The organism is Flavobacterium sp. GCM10023249, from assembly GCF_042653365.1.
In the GTDB taxonomy this organism is placed as follows: domain Bacteria; phylum Bacteroidota; class Bacteroidia; order Flavobacteriales; family Flavobacteriaceae; genus Flavobacterium.
The window spans coordinates 359715-383354 of record NZ_JBHSHZ010000009.1 but is presented as its reverse complement, the minus strand read 5'-3'; the positions used below and the strand labels follow the sequence as shown (position 1 = coordinate 383354).

The 23640-nt window shown below is 36.9% G+C and carries 7 protein-coding genes; all 7 read left to right on the top strand.

The features are described from left to right. The first annotated feature begins 342 nt into the window (after nt 1-342). The gene (locus ACFO7M_RS08365) at nt 343-1920 is read left to right on the top strand and encodes a helix-turn-helix domain-containing protein (protein WP_379735081.1); all 1578 of its coding nucleotides are present in this window, start codon (nt 343-345) and stop codon (nt 1918-1920) included. Beyond that, nucleotides 1895-3094: a tetratricopeptide repeat protein gene (locus ACFO7M_RS08360; RefSeq protein WP_379735079.1), complete on the top strand. Its 1200-nt coding sequence runs from the start codon at nt 1895-1897 to the stop codon at nt 3092-3094. Before ACFO7M_RS08365 ends, ACFO7M_RS08360 begins: the two co-directional genes overlap by 26 nt. A 995-nt stretch (nt 3095-4089) precedes the next feature. Beyond that, complete coding sequence (locus ACFO7M_RS08355) at nt 4090-10278, top strand: T9SS type A sorting domain-containing protein (protein WP_379735077.1); 6189 nt, start codon at nt 4090-4092, stop codon at nt 10276-10278. An 88-nt stretch (nt 10279-10366) separates the two neighbouring features. Continuing rightward, complete coding sequence (locus tag ACFO7M_RS08350) at nt 10367-17263, top strand: choice-of-anchor J domain-containing protein (protein ID WP_379735075.1); 6897 nt, start codon at nt 10367-10369, stop codon at nt 17261-17263. 72 nt (nt 17264-17335) lie between these two features. Continuing rightward, entirely contained in the window at nt 17336-18271 is a 936-nt protein-coding gene (locus ACFO7M_RS08345; RefSeq protein WP_379735073.1) for a type IX secretion system membrane protein PorP/SprF, read from the top strand. A gap of 14 nt (nt 18272-18285) precedes the next feature. Continuing rightward, a complete protein-coding gene (locus ACFO7M_RS08340) occupies nt 18286-20157 on the top strand; it encodes an OmpA family protein (RefSeq protein ID WP_379735071.1) in 1872 nt (623 codons plus the stop codon). 130 nt (nt 20158-20287) lie between these two features. Continuing rightward, nucleotides 20288-23608: a T9SS type B sorting domain-containing protein gene (locus tag ACFO7M_RS08335; RefSeq protein WP_379735069.1), complete on the top strand. Its 3321-nt coding sequence runs from the start codon at nt 20288-20290 to the stop codon at nt 23606-23608. Nucleotides 23609-23640 lie beyond the last annotated feature (32 nt).

The following is a 23640-nucleotide window of genomic DNA, read 5'->3' as shown; positions in this document are numbered from 1 at the left end:
TAGGATTGGAATCTGTTAAAATATAGAGTAAAGTTGCCCCTTTTAATTTTGAAAATATGTTAATGTATCGTTAAATCAAGATGAAAATGTAGCGATTAAAAATCACAAAAAAGAGTAGGTTCGTTATTTTTTGATAGTAATGGTTTTTGTAATCAATTATTTATAAAATTTAATTGTTTTTGATTGAATTCGTGTTTTTTTAGTTAAATTTAAACGAAAATCAAAATCGTTTTTTTGGCAACTATTCAAGGGGAGTTCAAAGCGTTTTGTGTAACTCTTTAAATAGATACATTTGTATGACATTTTATGAAATGAGTTTAGATTTATCAGCAACCTATTCCAATGAGAGATAAAGAGTTTTCACTTTTCTTTTTGATATTAATCAATCTGATTTTTTTGTTCAGTTATGATGAAATCATTGCCCAGGATTATATAAAAAGAGAGGCATTGTATAAAGAATCGAATGATTTGATTTATTCTAAGCCAGATGAGGCTTTGAAGATTGCCTTGCATCTTTTAAAAGGAAATATATCTGAAGCGGAAAGGACAAGAATTCATTTCTTAATTGCGGAAACGTATAAAGTCAAAGGCGATCATAACAACATGCTTAATTATTTGTATTTAGCAGATGAAAATGCCTCGGGAATTCTTCCACTTGACAGAATTCAGATATTGATAGGAAAATCGATTGTTTTGCGAACATTGTACCTTGATAAACAAGCGAAAAAGTATCTTTTACTTGCCAAAGAGGAAATTGCATTGGTTGAAGATCGAAAGATTAAAAGTTTTCTTCATACTTCGATTACTTTGGAGCAATGTGCGTTATTGCTTGAACGTCAAAAATACAAAGAGGCGTTTGAAAAATTGAGTGAGGAAGAGAATGATTTCGGTTCCACTTTGGCAGAACATCCATCCCTTAATTTAAAATATCTTATTGTAAATGGAAGAATCAATTTTGGTTTTGGAAATTATGAGAAGGCAAAGGCGTTTTATAATAAAGTGATGCAATTACTCGATAAGGAAAAAGAACGTAACATTTTTGCGGAATTTCATGCCTTAACCGGACTTGCCACTATAAAGTTTCATGAGAAAGTTCCACAAGAAGGAACGAATTTTCTTCTAAAAGCATTGGAAATTGGAAATAAGCTACAAAATCTATATTATATTGATACAGCAAATAGGTTGTTGGTGGCTAATTTTATTGCTTTGAATGACAGTACAAATTATAAACTCTACCACCAAGCTTTTTTAAAAACACAGGCTCAGTTAGAAAATGCCGATCAGGAATCCGTGAATACAGCCTTTAATCTTATTGTAAAGGAACAGGAAAAATATTATCAGCGTCAACGGGATGAATATTTTACCAAATTGTACGTTGCACTTTTTGTTTTAGTATTGATTATAGTCGGAGGTGGATTTGTTTACTCCAAATTGTACTGGAAAAAGAAAAGGTTGAGTGAAATTATCAGTTATCTGGAGGTCACTAGAAACAATTTTATTATTCGTTTTACTGAAAAGAAAGAGGTTGGTAAGAAATTTTTTGTACCTCAAGACACAGAACAATTGCTTTTGACTAAATTGAAAAAGTTTGAAAACTCTACTCGATTTACCAGTAAAGATATGTCTCTGGCTGTTTTAGCTGGACAGTTTGAAACCAATACGAAGTATTTATCGGAAGTTATTAATAAACATTACAACGTTAATTTCAATACCTACATAAATAAACTTCGAATTAATTTTATTGTTAAAAAATTAAAATCAGATTCCAATTTCATCAATTATAAAATTAGTTATTTGGCTGAAACTTGTGGGTTTTCATCTCATAGCAGTTTTGCTACCGTTTTTAAATCTATCACAGGGATTGCTCCCATAACGTTTATTGAACTCTTGAAAGATGAGAAAGAAGCCGTTAATTCATAAAACGAACAAAATACTAAATTGGTATCTGTCTGTATTGGCTATTATTTTGATGCTAATGACAACTGTGTCAACGCAAGCACAGCATTCTAAGCGTTTGGATAGTATTATTAAAGTCAATACGATTAAAATGTATGAAAATCCTGACGCTGTGATTCTTGCCGGAAATCAAGTGGTTAAAGAAGCCGGGGATGATATTGATATTAAAATTAGGGGGTATAAATTGATTTCTGACGGATATTCTTCCAAAAGGGAGTATAAGAAATCATTGCAATATGTTATTAAGGCGAACGAATTATTACCTCAAAGTGAGGATAAACTGCTCAAAATTCTTATCATTAATAAAACCGGGATTCAATACCATCAACTGAAAGTCTATGACAAATCGATACAGTATCTTGATGAAGCAGAAAAGTTAAGTTTGGAATATCCCGTTAGTGATTCGGTGCATGTATTTCTTGGTGTGAATTACATTGTGAGAGGTTTTATCTATAAAGAAAAATTAAACTGTGATATCGCTAATAATTATTTTGATCGAGGTATTGCAGAATTATTGTTTAATAAAGGAGCCAAAGACAATGCTAATAAAATAAGTATAGCAAAATACAATAAGGGGAATTGCTATCTGTTAATGTCGGATACAAAATTAGCTACTAAAAGTTTTTTGGAGTCGATTGCTTATGCGAAAAAAATGAATGCCAGCAGTCTTTTAGCTTTTGCACAAAAGGGATTGGCTCAGGTGTATACAATGGAAGGTAAATATAAAGATGCGGTAAAAACTCTTGAAGAAGCTCTTGTTGTATCTAAAAATGTTGATGATTTAGTACTTAAGCAGGAAATATTTAAAGGATTATCGGAGAATTACCTTGCTATTAATGAATGGAAAAAGTATACAAAATACCGTTCTGAATACCTTAAGACTCAGCTTAAACTTAAAGAACAAGAACGAAGTTCGGTTAGTGATTCCCTACTTCAAAAGGAGCAAGAGGAGCAAAAAAAATATGAAGATTCGATACCTCAATTTTGGTATGCAATTGTGATTGTTCTAATTGTTTCTTTGGTGTTTGTTGTTGCTTTGATAGTCTACAAGAAAAAATCGGAATCTCAAATCGTAAAATTAGAAGAGATTATTAAAACTCTTCAAACAGATAAAACGGTCAGTGAAGAGGTAGAATAAATTATCCTTAAATATTTGATTTTTGTTTTAAAAAATTGTTTTATTCGTTAAATGCAACTTTTTGTTTTTAGTGTAAAACTTTGTTTTATTACTTTGGACTTGTAACAAAAAGTATAATTTTTTTATTTTTTTGAAGCCAAATACTTACAGAAAACTAAAAATAACTTTCTTCTGATTTTCATGCTTTTTTTTTGTTAATACCTTGTTTAATAGTCTCTTTAGAGTTCTTTTTTGTTTTTGAAATTCAGTAATTGTAAAAGGCATCGTCTATTTAAATATTCTAACAATAACTACTTTTATCTTAACAAAGTTTAAAGTTAAAACGAATCGATTCGGATTTATTGTTAGTAACATATTTTCGATATAGTTCATTGATAGAACATCAAAAGTGCCTGTTGTTTTCTAAAAATAGAGTGAATTGAACAAGAGTTTCGCCTCATAAAGTTCATAATAATATATTGCAGTTACGCTGCACGAATAATGATCATCCATTTGCATTAAGATTGTTATTCCGAAAAATAGGTTTTTTTAATTTGTTTTTTAGTTGTGCCCTTCAAGTCTTTACGATTTGAGGGGCTTTCTTTTTTTTGTTCCACTGTAGAACTATTCATTGAAAAACACGATTATTTATAATCCTTAGTTTTTAATTTATTTCTGTTAAATTAAGTTAAAAAGTAATTAATTATAACTTTTTGTTTTAATTGATTGATGATTTTATTTTTTATAAATGAAAGTTATTTTAACACTTTTAGTGATGATTTTTCGATTTGAAGTTGGCTTAAATCAGCCCAAAATGTAGCCAAAATACCATAAAACCACATGTTTTGTAGGTACTCTTATTTTTCTTCTAATTTTTTATTAATTCCTTGTTTTATAGGTGTTTTGAGCCTTTTTTCTTCTTTTAAAATTCAGTAATTGACAAAGCCATAACCCATTAATGTATGCTTTGTAGAATTATTTTTATGCAATCAACTACTAACCGAAAAAGTATGATTATGCAAAAAAAATTACATCTCTACAAAGTGATCGATTACTTTGTTTCTAAAGAGCGAAATAAACTACTTCATTGTATGTTTCTATTTACTTCGCTTTTTTGTTTTACTGATAGTTTGTTTGCACAGACTACATTAATTAATCCGAATACAGATGGCGGATTTAATTCAGGTAGCACATTCGGGGCAAACGGATGGACAGTGGCTAATGAAGGATCAGGTCCAATTAAATGGGCAATAGGGACAGCGGCTTCAGGAACATCTTCTACTGGTGCTACAACAACTGCATCAACGATTGTTACGCTTACGGCTCCAAATGGCAACATTTCGCAAGGACAACTTGTTTATGGAGCAAATATCCCAATAAATACTTTCGTTCAAAGTATTTCAGGAACAACATTAACATTGTCTCAAAATGCGACTGCTACCGCTTCGGGAATCACTTTAGGTTTTGGGAAATTTTCTGGAGGTATCAGCGTTGGCGCGATTCAACTTACAACAGCTTCTATAGCAGCTAATACTTATTCCGTTACTTTGGCTGCAGCCAATCCTACAATATCTGTCGGTATGGCAATCGCTCCAATACCGGGATTTATTGATGCTAATACTTATGTTGCCAGTATTAATGGTACAACTTTAGGTTTGTCCAAAGCTTCGATCAATGGTACCGCACTTGCTGTGGCTCAAACACTTAATTTTACGGCTACTTCGGCTGCAATTTCGGGTAATGCAGCTTATATAACAAATGATAATGGAATTACCAATTCTTATGGAGGTTATTCCAGTAATCGAACTTTATATTTTTACCGGGATGTAACGGTTCCAACTGCAGAAAAGGCAATTACTTTGACTTTTGATGTGAAATCTGCTCCAGCTTCAGGAGGAGGTTGGCAAGTATGGGCTGCACCAATTACACAATCAGTTGTAGGAACCAATTCGCAGGTAACTGCACCATTTGCCTATGGAGTTTCATGGCCAGGAGCAACATTGATTTCTTTCAATTCTAATCCGCAAGTAGCTACAACAAAAACAACAGCCTTTGTTCCTAAGTCTTTTGCAGGAACAACTTTCAGGTTGATTTTCGTGTGGACAAACAATACTTCCGTTGGAACACTTCCTCCGGCAGCCATCGATAATATATCTCTTGTTTCTAGAATACCAGAAGAAATCACTTGTGCTCAATCTGGATTGTGGTCACAAACAAGTACATGGGATGGAGGAAAAGTTCCAACACCAGCAGATACTGTAATTCTAGATAATGACAATGAAGTAGTGATGATTGATTCACGATATTCAGGATGCTCCGATTTAATTCTTGCTGGAATTAATACATTAACACAGTTCGCTATCAGTACAGTAATGGATGAATTTACGATTAGTAATGATTTGAACTTAGCTGCTGGTGGTGCGCGATTTAATAACCACGATGGTACTAATGGTAAATATTTAAAATTAGGACATAATTTGGATGTTGCTGCCGGTGCCCGATTTGATAGTAGTTTTGGTTCTACCACAGCTTTTCAAGGTAGAGTAGCACTTAATGGTTCATTAATTCAAACTATAACTGTTGATCCATCTGGTTTTATGGGAGGATCAGCTCCAGGAACGAATGCTTTTGGCAACAGAGCTGGAGTTTTAAATCAATTGGAAGTGAATAACACTGCTACAGCTGCTTCTAATGTAATATGGAATGTCAACGGTGTTAGAATTAACGGAGGGATATTTTTAACCAACGGGAGAATAAATGTTACTTCCGGTAATCGTTTGGTTCTTGGGAATTTTGGGTCAATACTAGGGAGTAATGTCGTTATACCTCCTGGAAATGGATTTACAAATGGTATGATATCTAGATGGATAGCAGCGGCCAATACAAAAGATGTTCAAGTCGGGACAGAGTATCCAGGAACTGATAATAATGCAAAACCTTTTTGGTATCCTTTTATCAGTAATTCAGGTTTAGAGAGATCTTTGTATTTATTACCGGATGCTACACCAGCAACTTCAGGTGAAGTAGCAGTAACTTATACAGATGCCTCAACAGTAAGCGGAAGTCTTTCAATTGCCGATGGCGGTTATACCATTAACAAAAGATACAATGGTAATTGGACTTTTTCAACTCCAGATAGCAATGCTGTTCCTGCAGGACCAGTTCTAGTATATGCGCCAAACGCAACAACGCCTACCAACAGAGTAGGGGTGTATGCAAACGGAGCCTTTGAAGCCATTGATGGCTCTTCAAGAATAATGAATGCATCAGCCGCTTTAACGGGTACTCATCAAGACGGAACGGCCCAACCTTTTGCTTTCAGAAAAGGATTGCCTTTTACAAGTTTAACAGCCGCTCCAATTTATGTAGGAGTGAATGATTCTTCGCTTTTAACAACATCTACGGGAATTGTATCAGCTACTTCAGGTGACTGGAATACTCCTTCAACTTGGGTTGGTGGTGTAGTTCCTTCATGTACTACTGTTGCAACAATTGCTAATGGACACAATGTAACTGTGACTTCAACAGTTAATGTTGCGGGTGTAATTATTGCAAAAGGAGGTACTTTAACCAACAATGCAGGTTCATCAACAATGACGGTTGGTTGCACAAATAATAATTCGGCATTTTACAATTACGGTACGTATACTATGACTGCCGGGAATTTAAAATTAAATGGTTTTGTTGCACATAAAACAGGAAGTTTCTTTAACCAAACTGGTGGAGACATTATAATCGACAGTAATAATAATGGTGATGCGGCAACTTCTGTTGCATTTGGAGGCACTTCATGTAAAATTGAAACTTCAAATTTAAACCTAACAGGAGGAAAAATTACAGTGGTAGACCCTTTAGTAAATACAGGAACACCAATTTCGGGTTCTTCTATCGGAGACTATACATTGAATACGGCAGGTACCACTGGAACATTTACAGTAAACGGAGGAGTAACTGCCAGTACAGTTAATATAACCGGCACTTATAACCTTTTTGAAGTTGGGCAAGTAGTTTCTGGACATGCCAATATTGCACCAGGTACAACGATTACAAACGTTAGCGTAGGATTTGTAGGTTTTCCTCCTCCAATTACTTTAACCTTATCAACTCCAGTATCAGCATCAATACCAGCAGGCACTCCTTTACAGTTTTCATCAATGAAGAATGGAGGTTCTACTATAGTACTTACGGCGAATACAGCTAATGCAAATCTTGCAATTGGACAGGGAGTAACTGGTGTTGGAATTCAACCGGGTTCAACAATTACAGGTTTGGTATTCAATAGTAATGTTGATCAAAATACATTAACTAAAGTTACTTTATCTGCTCCAATTTCTGGTTTAGCGACATCTCCAATTGATGCTCAACAAACATTGACTTTTAATGCGGTGACTGAAGGAAGTTATTCTACAATTTTATCGGCTTCTAATTCAAATATTATTCCAGGAATGCCAGTGAGTGGAGCAGGAATTTTACCAGGGACTTTTGTAGCTGAAATTTCGGGTACAAAACTCACACTTTCTGAACCAATTCAAGTTGGTGCTCCTTCTCCTTTAGCTATGAATTTTTATCCATTTAATACACTATCAAGTGGATCATTTGTTTACGCTTCGACAAATCATTATGCTTCTGGTTTGAATCATACATTGCAAATAGGTGATGGAGTTTCAACTGAAAATTCAGCGCTTGTTTCTACTGGATTTAATTGCCAATTCCAAGCAATGGGAGGATTATTTTCTTTAGGAAACTTAACGGTAGACGCCCCTAACGGAAGTACAAGATTCATGAATGTTAGTAGTAACAACGTGAACAATAACTATCACATGAATGTTCAGAATACATTAACGGTTACACCTGGAAGTGTGTTCAAAAAGACATTTGCTAACGCAACAGTTTACGTAGGTGGTGATATTGTAAATAACGGAACTATTAATTTTCCATCTGCTGGAACAGGTCTATATCTTGGTAATTTCATTAATGGAAGTGCAGTACCAACTACATTAGCGCAGACTATTTCAGGTTCAGGAGTATGGTCTACCAATCAGTGGTCATTAACAAACGGTCCAACGAATGGATATGCTTTATCATCATTAACAATCAATAATACGAATCCTTCGGGGATTACTTTGCAAGTGCCTAATTTCAAAGTTTGGGGATCTGTTACCTTAACCAATGGAATTTTACATACTTCAGCTGCTTATCCTATTTATTGTGGAATCCAGGATGTTATGGGATCTACTTTTAACGGAGGTACATTTAGTGCTGCAAACGGTGGTAGTAATACGACTCATATCGATGGCCCTTGTGTTCATGCTAACCGATTCGACAGTACAATTACAAATTACCGATTATTTCCTGTAGGTAAAAATGGAAAATATCTTCCGGTATTAGTTGCTTCTACAGGTGGTGTTGAATTAATGGCCGAGGCTTTTGATACCAATACGGGGTCAATCAATTCAACAAATGGTTCGAATTTAAGTTCTGACAGATGGAAAGTTTCAAGAGTAGGAGTTGCTGGTAATTTTACTAGTTATAATGTAAGAATTGGATCAACTGCCGTTACTTCTTTAAATAATATTGTGCACTCAGCTACCGATACTGGAATTTACAATTTGGTTTCAACGCCAATTTCAGCTACCACATTCGAGCAAGCTTATTCTGCAACGCCAAACATGCCAACTCTTTATTTAGCTACTCCCCAAACAGCTGGGTTTTTAGGGAATTATGCCTTTGCAGAAGGTGTTGCTTGTTCAGGAACACCAGCTCCGGGTGCTACGATTGCTTCTTCATCTTCGGTTTGTTCAGGTCAATCAACCGTATTGAGCTTAGCAACAGCTACAACAGGTGCCAACGTCACTTATCAATGGCAAAGTTCAGTAAATGGTGGAGGATTGTGGAATAGTATTTCTGGAGCAACAGCCGCAACTTATACCGCTATGCCAACTATCAATACAATGTACAGATGTAATGTGACTTGTTCTTCAAATACAGGTACTTCAACTCCAGTAACGGTTACAGTTTCAACATCAACAGCTGTTGTGAATGGTGCTTCAATATGTAGTAGTGGAGTTGCGAACTTAACAGCATCAGGAAGTACAATTTTAAATTGGTATGATGCACAGGATGGAGGTTCAATTGTTGCTACAGGTACAACCTATAGTCCGAACATTTCTTCAACGACTACTTATTATGTTTCTTCAGGTTCTGAATCGGCTGGTTCGGTAAATACAAATGCATACACAGGTATAGCAGCTTCAACGGCTTTATTCAAAGGTATCGCTTTCGATGTAACTAATACTTTAAAATTAAAAACGGTTACTGTCTATCCTAAAAATACTGCTGCATTAACACCAATCACTATTACATTGTTTGATGCTGCGGGAAATGTAGTTTCTGGAACTACTCCAGTAACTTTTACTCCAAATTTAGTGACTGGAACTGTAGGTACGACTTCACAAGTAGTTACGCTTAATTATACTATTCCAGTGGGTAAAGATTATCGTTTACTAGCGACTTATGGATTAGCGACTACAACCAATACATTGGGGAACAGTACAGCTGTAATATCTTATCCAACTAGTGGTCCACTTAGATTAACGGGTAATGTGTCAGGAATAAATGATGCTATTGTTACAACAGCGAATACAACAAACTGCTTTCATAACTTGAACTTTGATGAAATCTGTGAATCTGCAAGGATACCCGTAACTGCTACAGTAGTTAATGTTCAAGCTCCTTCTGGTTCAGGAACACAAGACTCATGTTTGACAGGTACAATTGCTGATTTCTCAGTTAACGGAGAGACTGGTGCTACTTTTACATGGTACGATGCAGCAACTTTAGGTAATGTTTTACCAACTTCAACAAACGCAGTAACCAATACGACTTATTATGTATCGCAAACAGTGAATGGTTGCGAGGGACCAAGAATGGCAGTACTTGCTCAAGGACCGTGTTTGGATACAGATCATTTTACAATCAAGGGTCTATTGTATTATCCTAATCCGGTTACAGATCTTCTGACCATTTCTGCTAAAGAGCCTATTACCAAAGTTGAGTTTTATAATTTATTAGGTCAGCAATTGAAAGTATTGCATGTTACTAGAGATACAGTACAAGTCGATTTTAACGAGTTCGCTTCATCTACTTATCTGATCAAAGTATATTCAGAAAGAAATGTTCAACTGTTTAAAGTAATCAAAAAATAATTTCATGGGATGTGAGACAGTCTTAAAGATTGTCTTACTCCCATTTTTATAACAGTTTTTATTTTTTAACCCCCAAAAAATTAAAAAAATGCGAAAAGAAGTACACCTTTCAAATTGGCTTTTTCTTTTCCGGATTTTTCTTCAGTGTAGGAAAAATTATGGAGTAGCCATGCTGATGATTTTGACATTTGCGTTGGTATCGAATGAGATGTCAGCTCAGAGAAGCACACAATCTGCTGCCCCCGCATCTGGAGGATTAACAATGGAAGATTTTGGAGGAGGAATTCCTGCCACTTGGGCAATTAACAGTAACCAAACAGTTTCGAGTAACTGGGTAGCATCTACACCAGCCGAAGGTTATCTGGGTACACCTGGAGCAAAAGTAAATCCGGCTTTGAACAATACTGTTGGAACAACTGCGGAATATTTTCTGATTTCTCCTCAATTTACAACTCCCAATGATTCTGAAATTCGATTTTGGACGAAACAAGGAAGTTTTGTGAATAGAGGAGCGGTTTATCAATTAAGAATTTCAACTGCAACACAACCTGATATCAATAGTTTCAACGTTGTGGTGGCTTCATGGACAGAAGCACAATTAAATTCACCTGCTACAACATATGTCGAAAAAATAGTTCCTCTTTCGGGTATTCCACAAGGGATACCGGTTTATCTGGCATTTGTTGCTGTTACGAATCAAGATGCCGCTAACATTTCAGGAACTAGTGGTGACATTTGGTTTGTAGATAATGTCAGAGTAATTGAAAGTTGCGGAAAAGTGACCAGTATTTCTTCTAATATGTCAGCGAACAGCGGTACTCTAAACTGGGCACATGCAGTTGCAAATAATTTCGAAATCCAGGTTGGGCCTGAAAATTTTGCACCTACTGCATCAGGTACTGCTGTAACTGGAACAACTTTCAATGTCACTAATTTAACCACTAACGGTGCGCCTTTGGACAATGGTACGACCTATGATGTATATATTAAGACGGTTTGTGATGCCACTACTACCAGTGGTTGGGCAGGACCATTTAAAATAACGACTACTCGATTGGGACTGTCGTGTGCAACACCTGTTGTAATACCACCTAATATTTCGACAACGCCATATGTATTAAGCACGAATCTGAATGTTTTTAATGATTTTCAAAACTATACAGCTTTAAACTCTCAAAATTTGAGTTGTCAACCATCTGGATCAACTCAAAACTGGTTAAGTGGTGATCATGCCTTTTTATCGTATACTCCAGCGACTTCGGGATTGGTTAATGTGAATATGACAGTAAATACCAATTCGTCAGCTGGATGTTTTAACACACTTTCAAGTGTTTTTATTTTCGATAGCTGTGCCATTGGAACTACTGCTAATTGTTTGGCATCTCTTACAACTGGTCAACCTTCAACTGCAACATCAGCACAAATTCAAAATATGTACATGACGGCTGGTCAGACATATTATTTTGTGATTTCGTCACCTTATCAACATACCAGTCCTGGTGCAAGTATCTGTTTCACGCTAACGCTATCGCAACCTTCATGTCCTATCCCTTCTGGATTGGCCTATAATAATTTAACGCAAACAGGAGCGACTTTTAATTGGGATAATCCTCAGAATTTAGTGGGTAACTGGGAATATGTTGTAAAAACAGCAGCAGTAACTCCAACTGGAGCTGATGTTATTAATCCAACAAGTTCAAACAGTAATAACCCAAGTCCGGTACTTAGTGCAGCTACGAACTATTATTTGTATGTACGTTCTGTTTGTGGAAGTACACCAGGACCATGGTCAGCACCTTTGGCTTTCAAAACACCTTGTAATATGCAAACCTTGCCCTATTGTAATGGTTTTGAAGATTCAGGAAAGAACGATTGTTGGTCACAATTGAACTTGAATAATGATAGTGATTTTTTCCATTTCGGTAATAATGGATTCAATGAACCAGTGGCAAAGTTACGTACATCAAATGCAGGTACAAATACCAGCGATATGTTGATCTCTCCACAATTTCATTTGGACGGAGTGACTCAAAAACGATTACGATTCAAATATAATATTTACGGAAATTGGGGCCTTATTGCAGATAATCCTACTGGAGGGCCGGGTTCTTTTGAAGTGAAAATTTCATCGACAGGAATCGGTACTCAAAACTTTACTACAACAGTTGTTCCATTGGCGTCTTATACTACGGCTTATAATTTTGTCGAAATGGTGGTGCCAATACCAAATATCACAGGAGATGTAAACATTGCTTGGATAATACCGGCTGGCGCAACCCAAACTGGAACGTGGATTTATATCGATGATGTTTGTATTGAAGATCTTCCAGCTTGTTCTGAGCCTAGTTATCCTGCTGTGAATTTCAATTCAATTACAACAAACTCAGCCCAAGTTTCATGGACTAATGGTTTCAATAATAGTCAATGGGAAGTGGTGGCACAACCTTTAGGAACAGGGACTCCAACTACGCCTCCTGCTGTCGGCGCTGTGGTAAATATTGCCAGTACAAACCCCTATACAATCACTGGATTAGATCCATCAACACGATACGAGTTTTACGTGAGAACTTATTGCTCGTCAACTTTGCAAAGTACTTGGGTTGGTCCAGTTAATTTCAATACGTTGTGTATTGCCCAACCAACACCATATGTAGAGAGTTTTAACGATACTGATGTAAATACCAAAAAATTCTGTTGGTCTACAAATAACGTGGATAATGATCCAGCACAATGGTCAATCAGCGGTACCGAAGCATCAATACGCCCTCAACCAATCTCCTTTTTTAACCCGTTTGTTGCTTACAACGATTGGTTAATTAGTGCGCCGGTTAATGCCGTTGGTCCAAAAAGATTGCGTTTTAAATATAGAGTAACTACGTCTCCATTTTTTCCTTCTCCAAGAGGGAACTTTGAAGTAGTAATGTCTTCTACACCTGATTTCAGTAGTTATACGACACTGATTGCAATGCATGATTTCTCTAATCCTAGTTTTATGGAAGACTCTGTTTTGTTTACAGGAACTGGGGTAACTTATTTTGCTTTCAGACTTCCTTCCAATATGCCAAATCCAAGTGATACAGGGATTATTGTTGTAGATGATTTCGTGGTAGAAAATGCACCCGCGTGTCCAAATCCGTCTCATCAAACCGTTAATAATGTTACTGCTACCTCTGCAAATTTGGGATGGACTGCGGGTTATACAGAACCAAGATGGGAGGTAGTTGTTCAAGCAATAGGTAGTGGAATTCCAACTGCTTCCGGAGTAATAGTTAATACTACACCGACTTACAATGCAACAGGTTTAACACCTGATACTGCTTATGAATATTATATTAGAGCAATTTGTAATACAACAGAACAAAGCGAATGGATTGGACCATTGACTTTCAGAACCGATTGTAATCCACTAACAACTCCGTTTTTCGAAACTTTTGATACCAATTCATCAACAGAAACTTGTTGGAAAGTCGTAAATGCAAACGCAGACGGTAACAGTTGGAATCTTGATCAGACAGTTCAGCCTATTGCTGGAGATCAAATGGCAGCTTTATTTACGGGTATGAATGGCGCTAATAATGATTGGTTGATAACACCAACGTTAAAAGCGCGTGCTGGACAAAGACTACGATTCTCTTATAAAGTATATAATAGTGATTTTCAAGAGGATTTAAAAGTGATGCTTTCTACAAATGGTTCGGTAACCAGTCAGTTTGCAACTATTTTATATGAAAATAATTATTCGACTACAACAGATGCAAATGGAACCACAGCAGGAAGTAATACTATAACTGTTTCTGCAAGTCAAAGAGTAAGAGTAGGAGATAGGGTATATATTCCTGGTTTTCCAATTCCTTATGGAACAACGGTTACTGCAAAAAATGGACTAGTTATAACCTTATCGTCGAGCGCAACAATAACTCAAACTGGGAATTTACATGTTGAATTCATTCATGAAGTAATCAATAATGTGGAAACTCGTGAAATGGTTATTAATCTTACCGATATTACATCTCCAACAGATATCAATATTGGATTTCATACGCCATATTATCCAGAAAATCCTTGGAATTATAGAGGTCAATATACATTTATTGACAATGTAGTCGTAGAAGATATACCGGTTTGTCCTTCTGTTATTAACTTAACTAGTGGAACTATAACTGATACCACTGCCATTATGAATTGGGGAGTAGCAGGTGCTGAAACTTCATGGGAATTGTCAGTGCAGCCTTTTGGAACTCCTGCTCCGGTAGGAAATACTCTTCCTCAATATTTGCATACAGCAACGGCTCATCCTTATACAATCACAGGTCTTACTCCTTCAACAAGATATCAAGTTTATGTAAGAGCAATTTGTACCGGAACTGATCAAAGTTCATGGGTTGGACCTATTGATATTCTTACCAAATGTGACACTTCAAATTTATGCCAATATACCATTTCACTTAGTAATGGAAATACTGGACAAGTTAGTCGTAGTTTGAATGTAGTTCAAAATGGAATAGTTGTTCAAAGACTTACTTTCCCTATTGTAGCTCCAAACCAACCTACGGTGCTGGATCATCAAGTTTTCTTGTGTACTGGTGTTGAGTTTAGTTTGTACTGGGAAGGATTAGGTAGTGGTGTTCAATATTCACAAGCTCAGGCAGTAATCAAAGATTATTCCGATACGGTGATTTGGACGAGTCCACTGGGTTTAGGCACTGTTAACACAAATATTTATACTGGTGTTGCAAGTTGTGGACCTGTAACTTGTCCTCAACCGACGAACCTTATAGTGAATGCAAATGGTGTACTTTCATGGACTCCAGGAGGTTCAGAAACTCAATGGGAAGTAGCAATTCAACCTTTTGAACATGGTACAATACCACAATCGGGAGTTGTAGTTGTAAATACTCCTTCTTACACACCTCAAGCTGCTGATTTTTTCTATCCTTTGGCTGGAACCAATGAATATTTTGTTAGAGCTGTTTGTGGAACTACTGATAAAAGTTATTGGTCAGGTCCTAAGGTGTTTATTAGAAATGATGAGCCTTCAACGGCAATTCGACTTCAAGTGAATACGAATGGTTCTTGCGAATCTCAAGGAACAAAAGCTTCTTTTATTGGAGCGACACCTTCTGCTGTGCCAACTTCTTGCGGAGGTATAAACGGTGGTGATATTTGGTATGAATTTGTTGCCAATTCTAAAGTACATACCGTTGAATTGAGCAATTTCAGCCCAGGAAGCTATTATACAAGCAGCTTTCAGGGAACTTGGCCCAAAATTATACTATCACTTTACGAAGTCCAAACCGATGGTTCGTTAACCGAAAGAGCATGTAGTGAAAATAATTCCTTAGTAACGGTTTACTCTTCTGAATTAACTGTTGGTAAGACCTATAAAATCAGAGTAAAACTAGATTCAAATGAATCGAATGTTAAGCTATTTGACATTTGTGTGAGTACGCCAACGGATATGTGTACCATGAATGCTTTCAATTATGATTTTGAAAAACTTCAAATGCAATATGTTACGGGTGTGTCTACAATTATTGATGCCAAAGTGATACCGGGTTGGAGAGTGAATACAGACTGGAAAGCTATGTTTTTACAGGAAGGAACTCTAGGTGATGCAACGGCATATTCGGGAGGACAGTATCTGCAATTGGTTCAAGATGGTGCAGACGAATGGGATCCAAATGATCCTAATATTAAAGGATTATACAAAGATTTTGATACTTCTGAAATCACTGTAATGGATTACAGTTTTGCCAGTGCTACAAGACAAGCAAACGGTACCGGGACGACAGTCCAATTGTTTGCCGGACCTCCTTCCGGGCCGTTTACAGTAATTGCGCAAGATCATGCAGATAGTTTAATCTGGGAGTTAATTCAAGGAAGTTATACCGTTCCGACGGGTCAAACTACTACTCGTTTTATTTTCCGTGTTGTGGGTAATGCTATTGGCCATATTTTGGATGCAGCTAATTTCAAGGCGAATACCAAAGTAAAAAATGCATCGCTTACTTTAGGTTGTGCTGAAACTGCTACAATTGTCGAAGCGGAAGGTATAGGAACATGGTCTGAAGATCCATTAAACCCTGCTACAACAACTATCGATTCGCCAAATGCTAAACAAACGACAATTTCTGGATTTACGATTCCTGGAGTTTATGTATACCACTGGAAAACGCGTTACTGTGATAATACAGTTACAATTACCTATCAAGGAGTAACTGCTTTGCCAACGGTTGCTTCTCAAGTTACGTATTGTACAAACGAAACGGCTTCGGCTTTGACTGCAGTAGCACCAGCAAATCATACATTACTTTGGTATACACAGGCTGTTGGCGGGAATGGTTCTACAACAGCACCTACACCAAATGTTGCTGTTCTCGGTACTACAATGTATTATGTAAGTGCTGTAGATGCTAATGGTTGCATTGGTCCAAGAGCGGCTATTGAGGTAGTTGTTAACGAAACGGTTACTCCTGTTGTTGGCTTTGCTTATGATAACACTATATTCTGTAAAAATGACCCTAATCCGGTAATTACAACCGTTCCGAATTTTACATCTGGTGGTACTTTCAGTGCGCAACCTAACGGATTGAATATTGATGCTGCTACTGGGGAAATTACTTTGTCAAATAGTGCGGGAGGGGTATATACAGTTACTTATGAAATCGCACAAAATGGATGTTCAAATGCTGGGGCAACTTCAGTTTCTTTAACTGTTGATGCGTCTTGTGTGGAAATTCCACGAGGTTTCTCACCAAACAATGACGGAGCAAATGAAAGCTTTGATTTGACGGGATTGGATATCAGAAATGTAACTATTTATAACCGTTATGGTACCGAAGTGTACGCATTTAGTGGAAATTATACCAATCAGTGGAAAGGGGTATCCAATAAAGGAGACAAGCTGCCTGATGGAACTTATTTCTATACCATTATTAAGGCGGATGGTACTACTGCAACAGGTTGGGTATATATCAACAGATAAAAGTGAAAAACAGTCTGTTTGTTTTAGTCATTCAAACAGACTGTTATTAATAATATAAAGCAAGAGCATACAATGAAAAGAATATATTTAGCCTCAATACTGATGATGATGTTGTGCTTTGATATGCAGGCACAGCAGGATCCACATTATACACAATATATGTATAATATGAACGTCATGAATCCTGCTTATGCGGGTTCAAAAGAGAATTTGTCTGTTGGACTTTTATACAGACAGCAATGGGTGAATATTGAAGGTGCGCCAAAAACGGCAACTCTTTCAGTTCATGGTCCCGTAGGAAAAAATGTTGGATTGGGACTTTCGGTGATATCGGATAAAATTGGTCCGGTTGAAGAGAATAATATCTATGCCGATTTCTCTTATACATTGAACTTAGGAGGTGATCATAGATTAGCAATGGGAATCAAAGCCGGAGCTACATTACACAATGTGGGGTTGTTTTCTGAAATAGGAAACGGACACGTTATTGATTCGGGAGATGCAGCCTTCAGCGAAAACTCTAATTCTACATTTTTGAATATAGGTTCAGGATTGTTTTATTATTCCAATTCGTATTATTTGGCTTTTTCTGTGCCTAATATGTTGCAAAGTAAACATTTAGAATTGACGCAAAACGGACAGGAGTACCATTTTGGTAGTGAAACACAACATTATTTTTTAACGGGAGGTTATGTTTTTAACCTTTCTGATCAAACTAAATTTAAGCCTTCATTTATGATGAAATCGGCTTTTAGCTCTCCAGTGTCATTGGATTTATCGGCCAACTTTTTGTTTTTCGAAAAGTTCGAAGCCGGAGCAACTTATAGATTGGACGATTCATTCGGAGCTATGGTCAATTATGCTATTACGCCTAGTTTAAGAATTGGATATGCCTATGATCATATTGTGTCAGATTTGAAAATTGCTGCTGCTTCTTCGCATGAAGTAATGTTACTTTTTGATTTGAATTTCCCGAAAAAAGTTTCGATTTCACCTAGATTTTTCTAACCAAAACAACAACCATGAAAAAAAGATATATAACCATCAGTTTATTCTTGCTTTTAACGGCAGGTTACGGGCAGAATAAATCTACGGAAAGAGCCGACAAGCTTTTTGAAAGTTATCAATATGTCAATGCTATAGCTGAATATTCTAAACTGGCAGAAGGGAAGCATGCTAATACTTATGTTTTTACCAGATTGGCGGATAGCTATTATACAATTTTTAATACCGAAGCTGCTGCTCAATGGTATGCTAAAGCTATTCAGGGAAAAGTTGATGCTGAAACCTATTATCGCTATGCACAATCTCTAAAGACTTTAGGGAAGTATGAGGAAGCCAACAAACAAATGGATGTTTTTGCCGCTCAAGCTTCAGATGATCCAAGAGCCAAAGCACACAGGGATAATCCGAATTATATTCCAAGTTTATCCAATAACTCTAAATTGTTTGATGTAGCTCAAACGAACATCCAAAGTAAAAACCAAAGTGATTTCGCTCCGGTTTTAGCTAATGATAATACATTCTATTTTGTAAGTACTAGAAATGCTTCCAATAAAAAGGATAAATGGGCAAATCAACCGTATGTAGATATTTTTCAATCGGTTAGGGGAGCAGACGGTACATTGTCTGAACCCAAATCGGTGGATGAACTTAATACCCCTTTTCACGACGGACCAATAGCAATCAGTGCCGACGGGAACACCATGTTTTTCGCTAGAGACAGTCACAGTAAAGGACAATTTGAAAAGGATAAGAAGAGCAATGTTAAAGTAGGACAACAAGGTTTGTATAAAGCAACTAAGGTCGATGGCAAATGGTCAAATATCGAAGCGCTTCCTTTCAATAGTAACAGTTATTCGGTATCACATCCAAGTTTGAGTCAAGATGGGACTACGTTATTTTTTGCATCAAACATGCCGGGTGGATACGGAGAATCAGATATCTGGAAAGTGTTGGTCGTCGGAAAACAATACGGAAGTCCTCAAAACCTGGGAGATCAGATCAACACTCCGGGAAAAGAAAGTTTTCCATTCATAACCGAGGATAACGTATTGTATTTTGCTTCTTCCGGACAACAAGGTTTTGGTGGTTTGGATGTTTTTAAAGTGAATTTGAGCAACATGAATAATGTTCAAAACCTTGGCAAACCTGTCAATGGTGAGAAAGATGATTTTTCATTCAGTTTGAATTCAAGGTTAAATGTGGGCTATTTTGCTTCCAATCGCAACGGTTTCGATGCAATTTATACTGCAATTCCTGTTTGTAAAGCCGAAGCCATAGCAATAGTAACGAACCAAAATACTGGCGAAAGCATTGCTAATGCTACTGTAGCTATTTTAGATGATAAAGGGAATACAATTGCAACTCAACAGTCGGATACTTCTGGAAGAGTTAGTTACGCAGTTGATTGTGATATGGCTTATGAGTTGAGAGTTTCTGCTTTGAACTATAATACTCAGACATTTTCATTGGCTAAAACCAAAGCGGGAGAAAATTTAATTGAAGCAAAATTGAAACCGGAGGATGTGATTATTACAGATACCGAAGTGCTGTTAGCTCCAATTTATTTTGAATTCAATAAAAGTAACATCACAACTCAAGGGGCGAGTGAATTGGATAAGCTTGTTAAAATAATGAATGATCATCCTACTATGGCGATTTTAGTTAAATCTCACACTGATACAAAAGGGAAAGCGATTTACAATTTGAATTTATCAGAACAAAGAGCACAATCAACGGTTCAATATATTATTTCTAAAGGTATTTCAGGTAATAGAATTTCTGGAAAAGGTTTCGGTAGTTCTACACCAAAAATAACATGCGGTGTTAAATGCACAGAGGAGGATCATGCTCAAAACAGACGTTCTGAATTCATGATTGTTACCAAGTAAGACTGGTTTTTTAATTTGTTTTTTAGTCGTTCACTTCGCGTTAGAAATGGCGTGAAGGAACTTCTTCTAAACACCGTGACTGCTTTGTTTTGTAGTCGGTAAATTATCATTAATTGTAAAAGAGGATATAATGAAAAAGAGTTTTATATTATTTCTGGGGTTGTTTTTTACCAGCATAGTGTTAGGGCAAAATCAACCAAATGATTGTGTTAATGCAATCACAGTTTGTGGAAATGGTAATTTCAGCTCAAATGCAACTGGTGTTGGAAATACACAAGAAGTTGCATCGTGCGGAGGTTCAGAACATAATTCGTTATGGATTAAAATTAATATTGTGCAATCTGGAAACTTAGGTTTCGATTTGATTCCGAATGACCCGGCAATTTCAGTCGATTATGATTTTTGGGTTTACGGACCCAACAAATCTTGTGGTAGTTTGGGAAGCCCTATTCGTTGTGCAACATTAAATCCACAAGCAGTAAATGCTTCCAATAATCATACGGGTATGAATATGACGAATACGTTCACACAAATTGGTCCAGGTGCTACAAATCCGGGGAATAACGACGGATATGTGAGATCGATTCCCGTTCTTGCTGGACAGTCGTATTATATTGCAATAGACAGACCGCATGGTGATGGCGGGTTTGAAATTCGCTGGACAGGCACTGCAACCAATGGAACCGGTGCATTTCCAACACCTCCTTCGGCAAACGAAATTGTTGAACTAAAAACCTGCAGTGTAACACCAAATGTTGGAATCTTTGATTTGAATTCGGTTAGAAGTCAAATTAATTCGGATTTAACGAATAATACCATTAATTTTTATTCGACCTATGCTAACGCAATTGATGGAATTTCTCCGCTTCCAAACATTATAGCCAATACTTCAAACCCACAAACTATCTATGCGAAAGTGGTAAATAATGTTTCAGGTTGTTTTACAATAACCGATTTCAATTTGAAAGTGTATCCGATTCCTACAGCAGATATGTCGGTTTCAACTACAAACGCTTGTTCGGGTAGTGATGTAGTGGTCACTTTCACAGGAACCCCTGGAGCTACTGTCGAGTATACGATTGATGGCAGTACAATTCAAAGAGGACTTTTAGATACTTCTGGGATTTTTACAATAACAAAGAACGTTGTGGCTAATACAACATTTGCCTTGGTGAGCACTAGAATTTTGGATTCTAACAATAATACTTTGTGTTCACGTACCGAAAATGAATCGATTACAGTTAGTGTGTTTCAAAATACCCCTATTTTCACTCAAATTTCTCCTATTTGTTCTGGTGATGCATTACTGCCTTTGCAAACTACTTCAAATAATGGAATTACTGGTGTCTGGTCACCTTCTATAAACAACACTACTACAACAACATATACATTCACGCCTGACTCAGGACAATGTGCAGTTCCTGTTACAATGACAATAGATGTAACTCCTGTGGTAGTTCCCGTTTTTAGGCAAGTAGCCCCAATTTGTTCTGGTGATGCCTTAGCTCCATTGCCAACTACCTCAGATAATGGAGTAGTGGGATCTTGGTCGCCAATTATAGATAATACGGTGACAAAGACTTATGTGTTCACCCCAACAGGCGGAACTTGTGTAAGAACTGCCTCAATGACAATTGTGGTTAATCAGAAAGTAACGCCAACGTTTAGCCAAGTCTCTCCAATTTGTTCAGGGCAAACACTTGCTGCTTTACCTACAACTTCAAATGAAGGAATTACGGGAACATGGACACCGTCACTAAACAATACAATAACAACTACCTACACATTTACTCCCGCAACTAGTGAATGTGCAGTTGCCACTTCAATGACGATTACAGTTAATCCAACACCTATAATAGCAGTAACGAATAATAGTCTTTCAATTTGTTCGGGTAATTCAATTAATGTAGCGCTGAGTTGTTCAAACGTTCCGGGAGCAACATTGTATTGGCAATTTTTGTCAGAAACCAATGCTTCAGGTGGAACAAGTGGAAATGGAGTTGGATCAATTAACTTAACGGATGTGATTACATTATCCAATACAATTTTAGTACCTACTGTTGTAAGTTACAAAGTGTATGCAGAATCTGGTTGTAGAAGTAGTGAACAACAAGTGGATATAATGGTTTACCCAAAACCAACTATGACTTTTACCGTTGCTGATAATTCTGTATGTTCGGGCAGCGCTGTAGCAATTAATTTAGAATCGCCAAATACGGGAGTTACCTACGATTGGGCTGTAACGCAAACGGGGGTTAGCGGAGCTTCTGGTCAAAACAACGTGACTAATTCTTCTTCACCAGAAATAGTTGATGTTTTATCGGTAACTGGAGCGAGTTCTGGAACAGTTGTGTATACAGTAACGCCTAAACTTGGTTCGTGTTATGGAGATCCACAAAGAATTACAGTGACGGTTAATCCTATACCCACTGCAGTTTTTGGAGCTAATCCGCCAGCGATTTGTAGCGGGCAAAGTACATCAATATCGATGTCAAGCCCGAATCCAAATGCTGTTTTTCAATGGAGTTTGGTATTAAACGGAGTGAGTGTTCAAGGAGGAGTTCTTAGTGGTATTTCTTCCAGTAATGTATTTATTATTAATGATACTTTTATAAATGCCGGGAATTTACAAGGAACTGCTGTGTATACAATCACAACCTTACTCGGAGATTGTGCCGGACCAACAAAAACGTATACGGTCGTGGTTAAACCATTGCCAAAAATTACTTTAACCAGCGGAGGAATTTGTATCGATAAGAATAATATTGTTTTGACGAATTATTTATTAGATACGGGGTTGAGTAGTACAGGATATTCATTTGTATGGATGTTGAATGGTACGCTTATTCCCGGAGCAACAGGTAGTACCTATTTAGTAGATCAATTAAATGAAGTAGGAAATTATTCTGTGCAAGTAACCAATGTTTGTACTTCCGAAGCGGCTACTGCCACTGTGGAAGCATTTCAAGCCGCCGAAACAGCGACATATACAGTAAGTAATTATTTTGAAGACAATCAGATGATTACTATCAATGTTGTGGGTCAAGGTAGTTACTTGTATAGTATTGATGGGGGTTCTTTTCAAACCAACAATGTGTTTAGTAATGTGCCAACCGGTGAACATTATGTAACGATTCAGGATACGAATGGTTGTACGAATATTGTTTTGGAACATATTTTTACTATAGGATACCCGCAGTATTTTACACCAAATGCAGATGGTTATCATGATACTTGGAATATTTGGGCATTGAAAAGCCAACCTAATTCCGAGATTCATATTTTCGATCGTTACGGTAAAGTTTTAAAAACGATGCGACCAAGTAGCGATGGTTGGGATGGTACTTTTAACGGAAATGATTTGCCTTCGAACGATTATTGGTTTGCTGTGAAATTTACCGAAAACAATGTAGAGAAAACATTCCGTTCTCATTTTTCATTAAAGCGTTAAAAAGCAGTATAGTATAGAAATAAAAAAGCCCA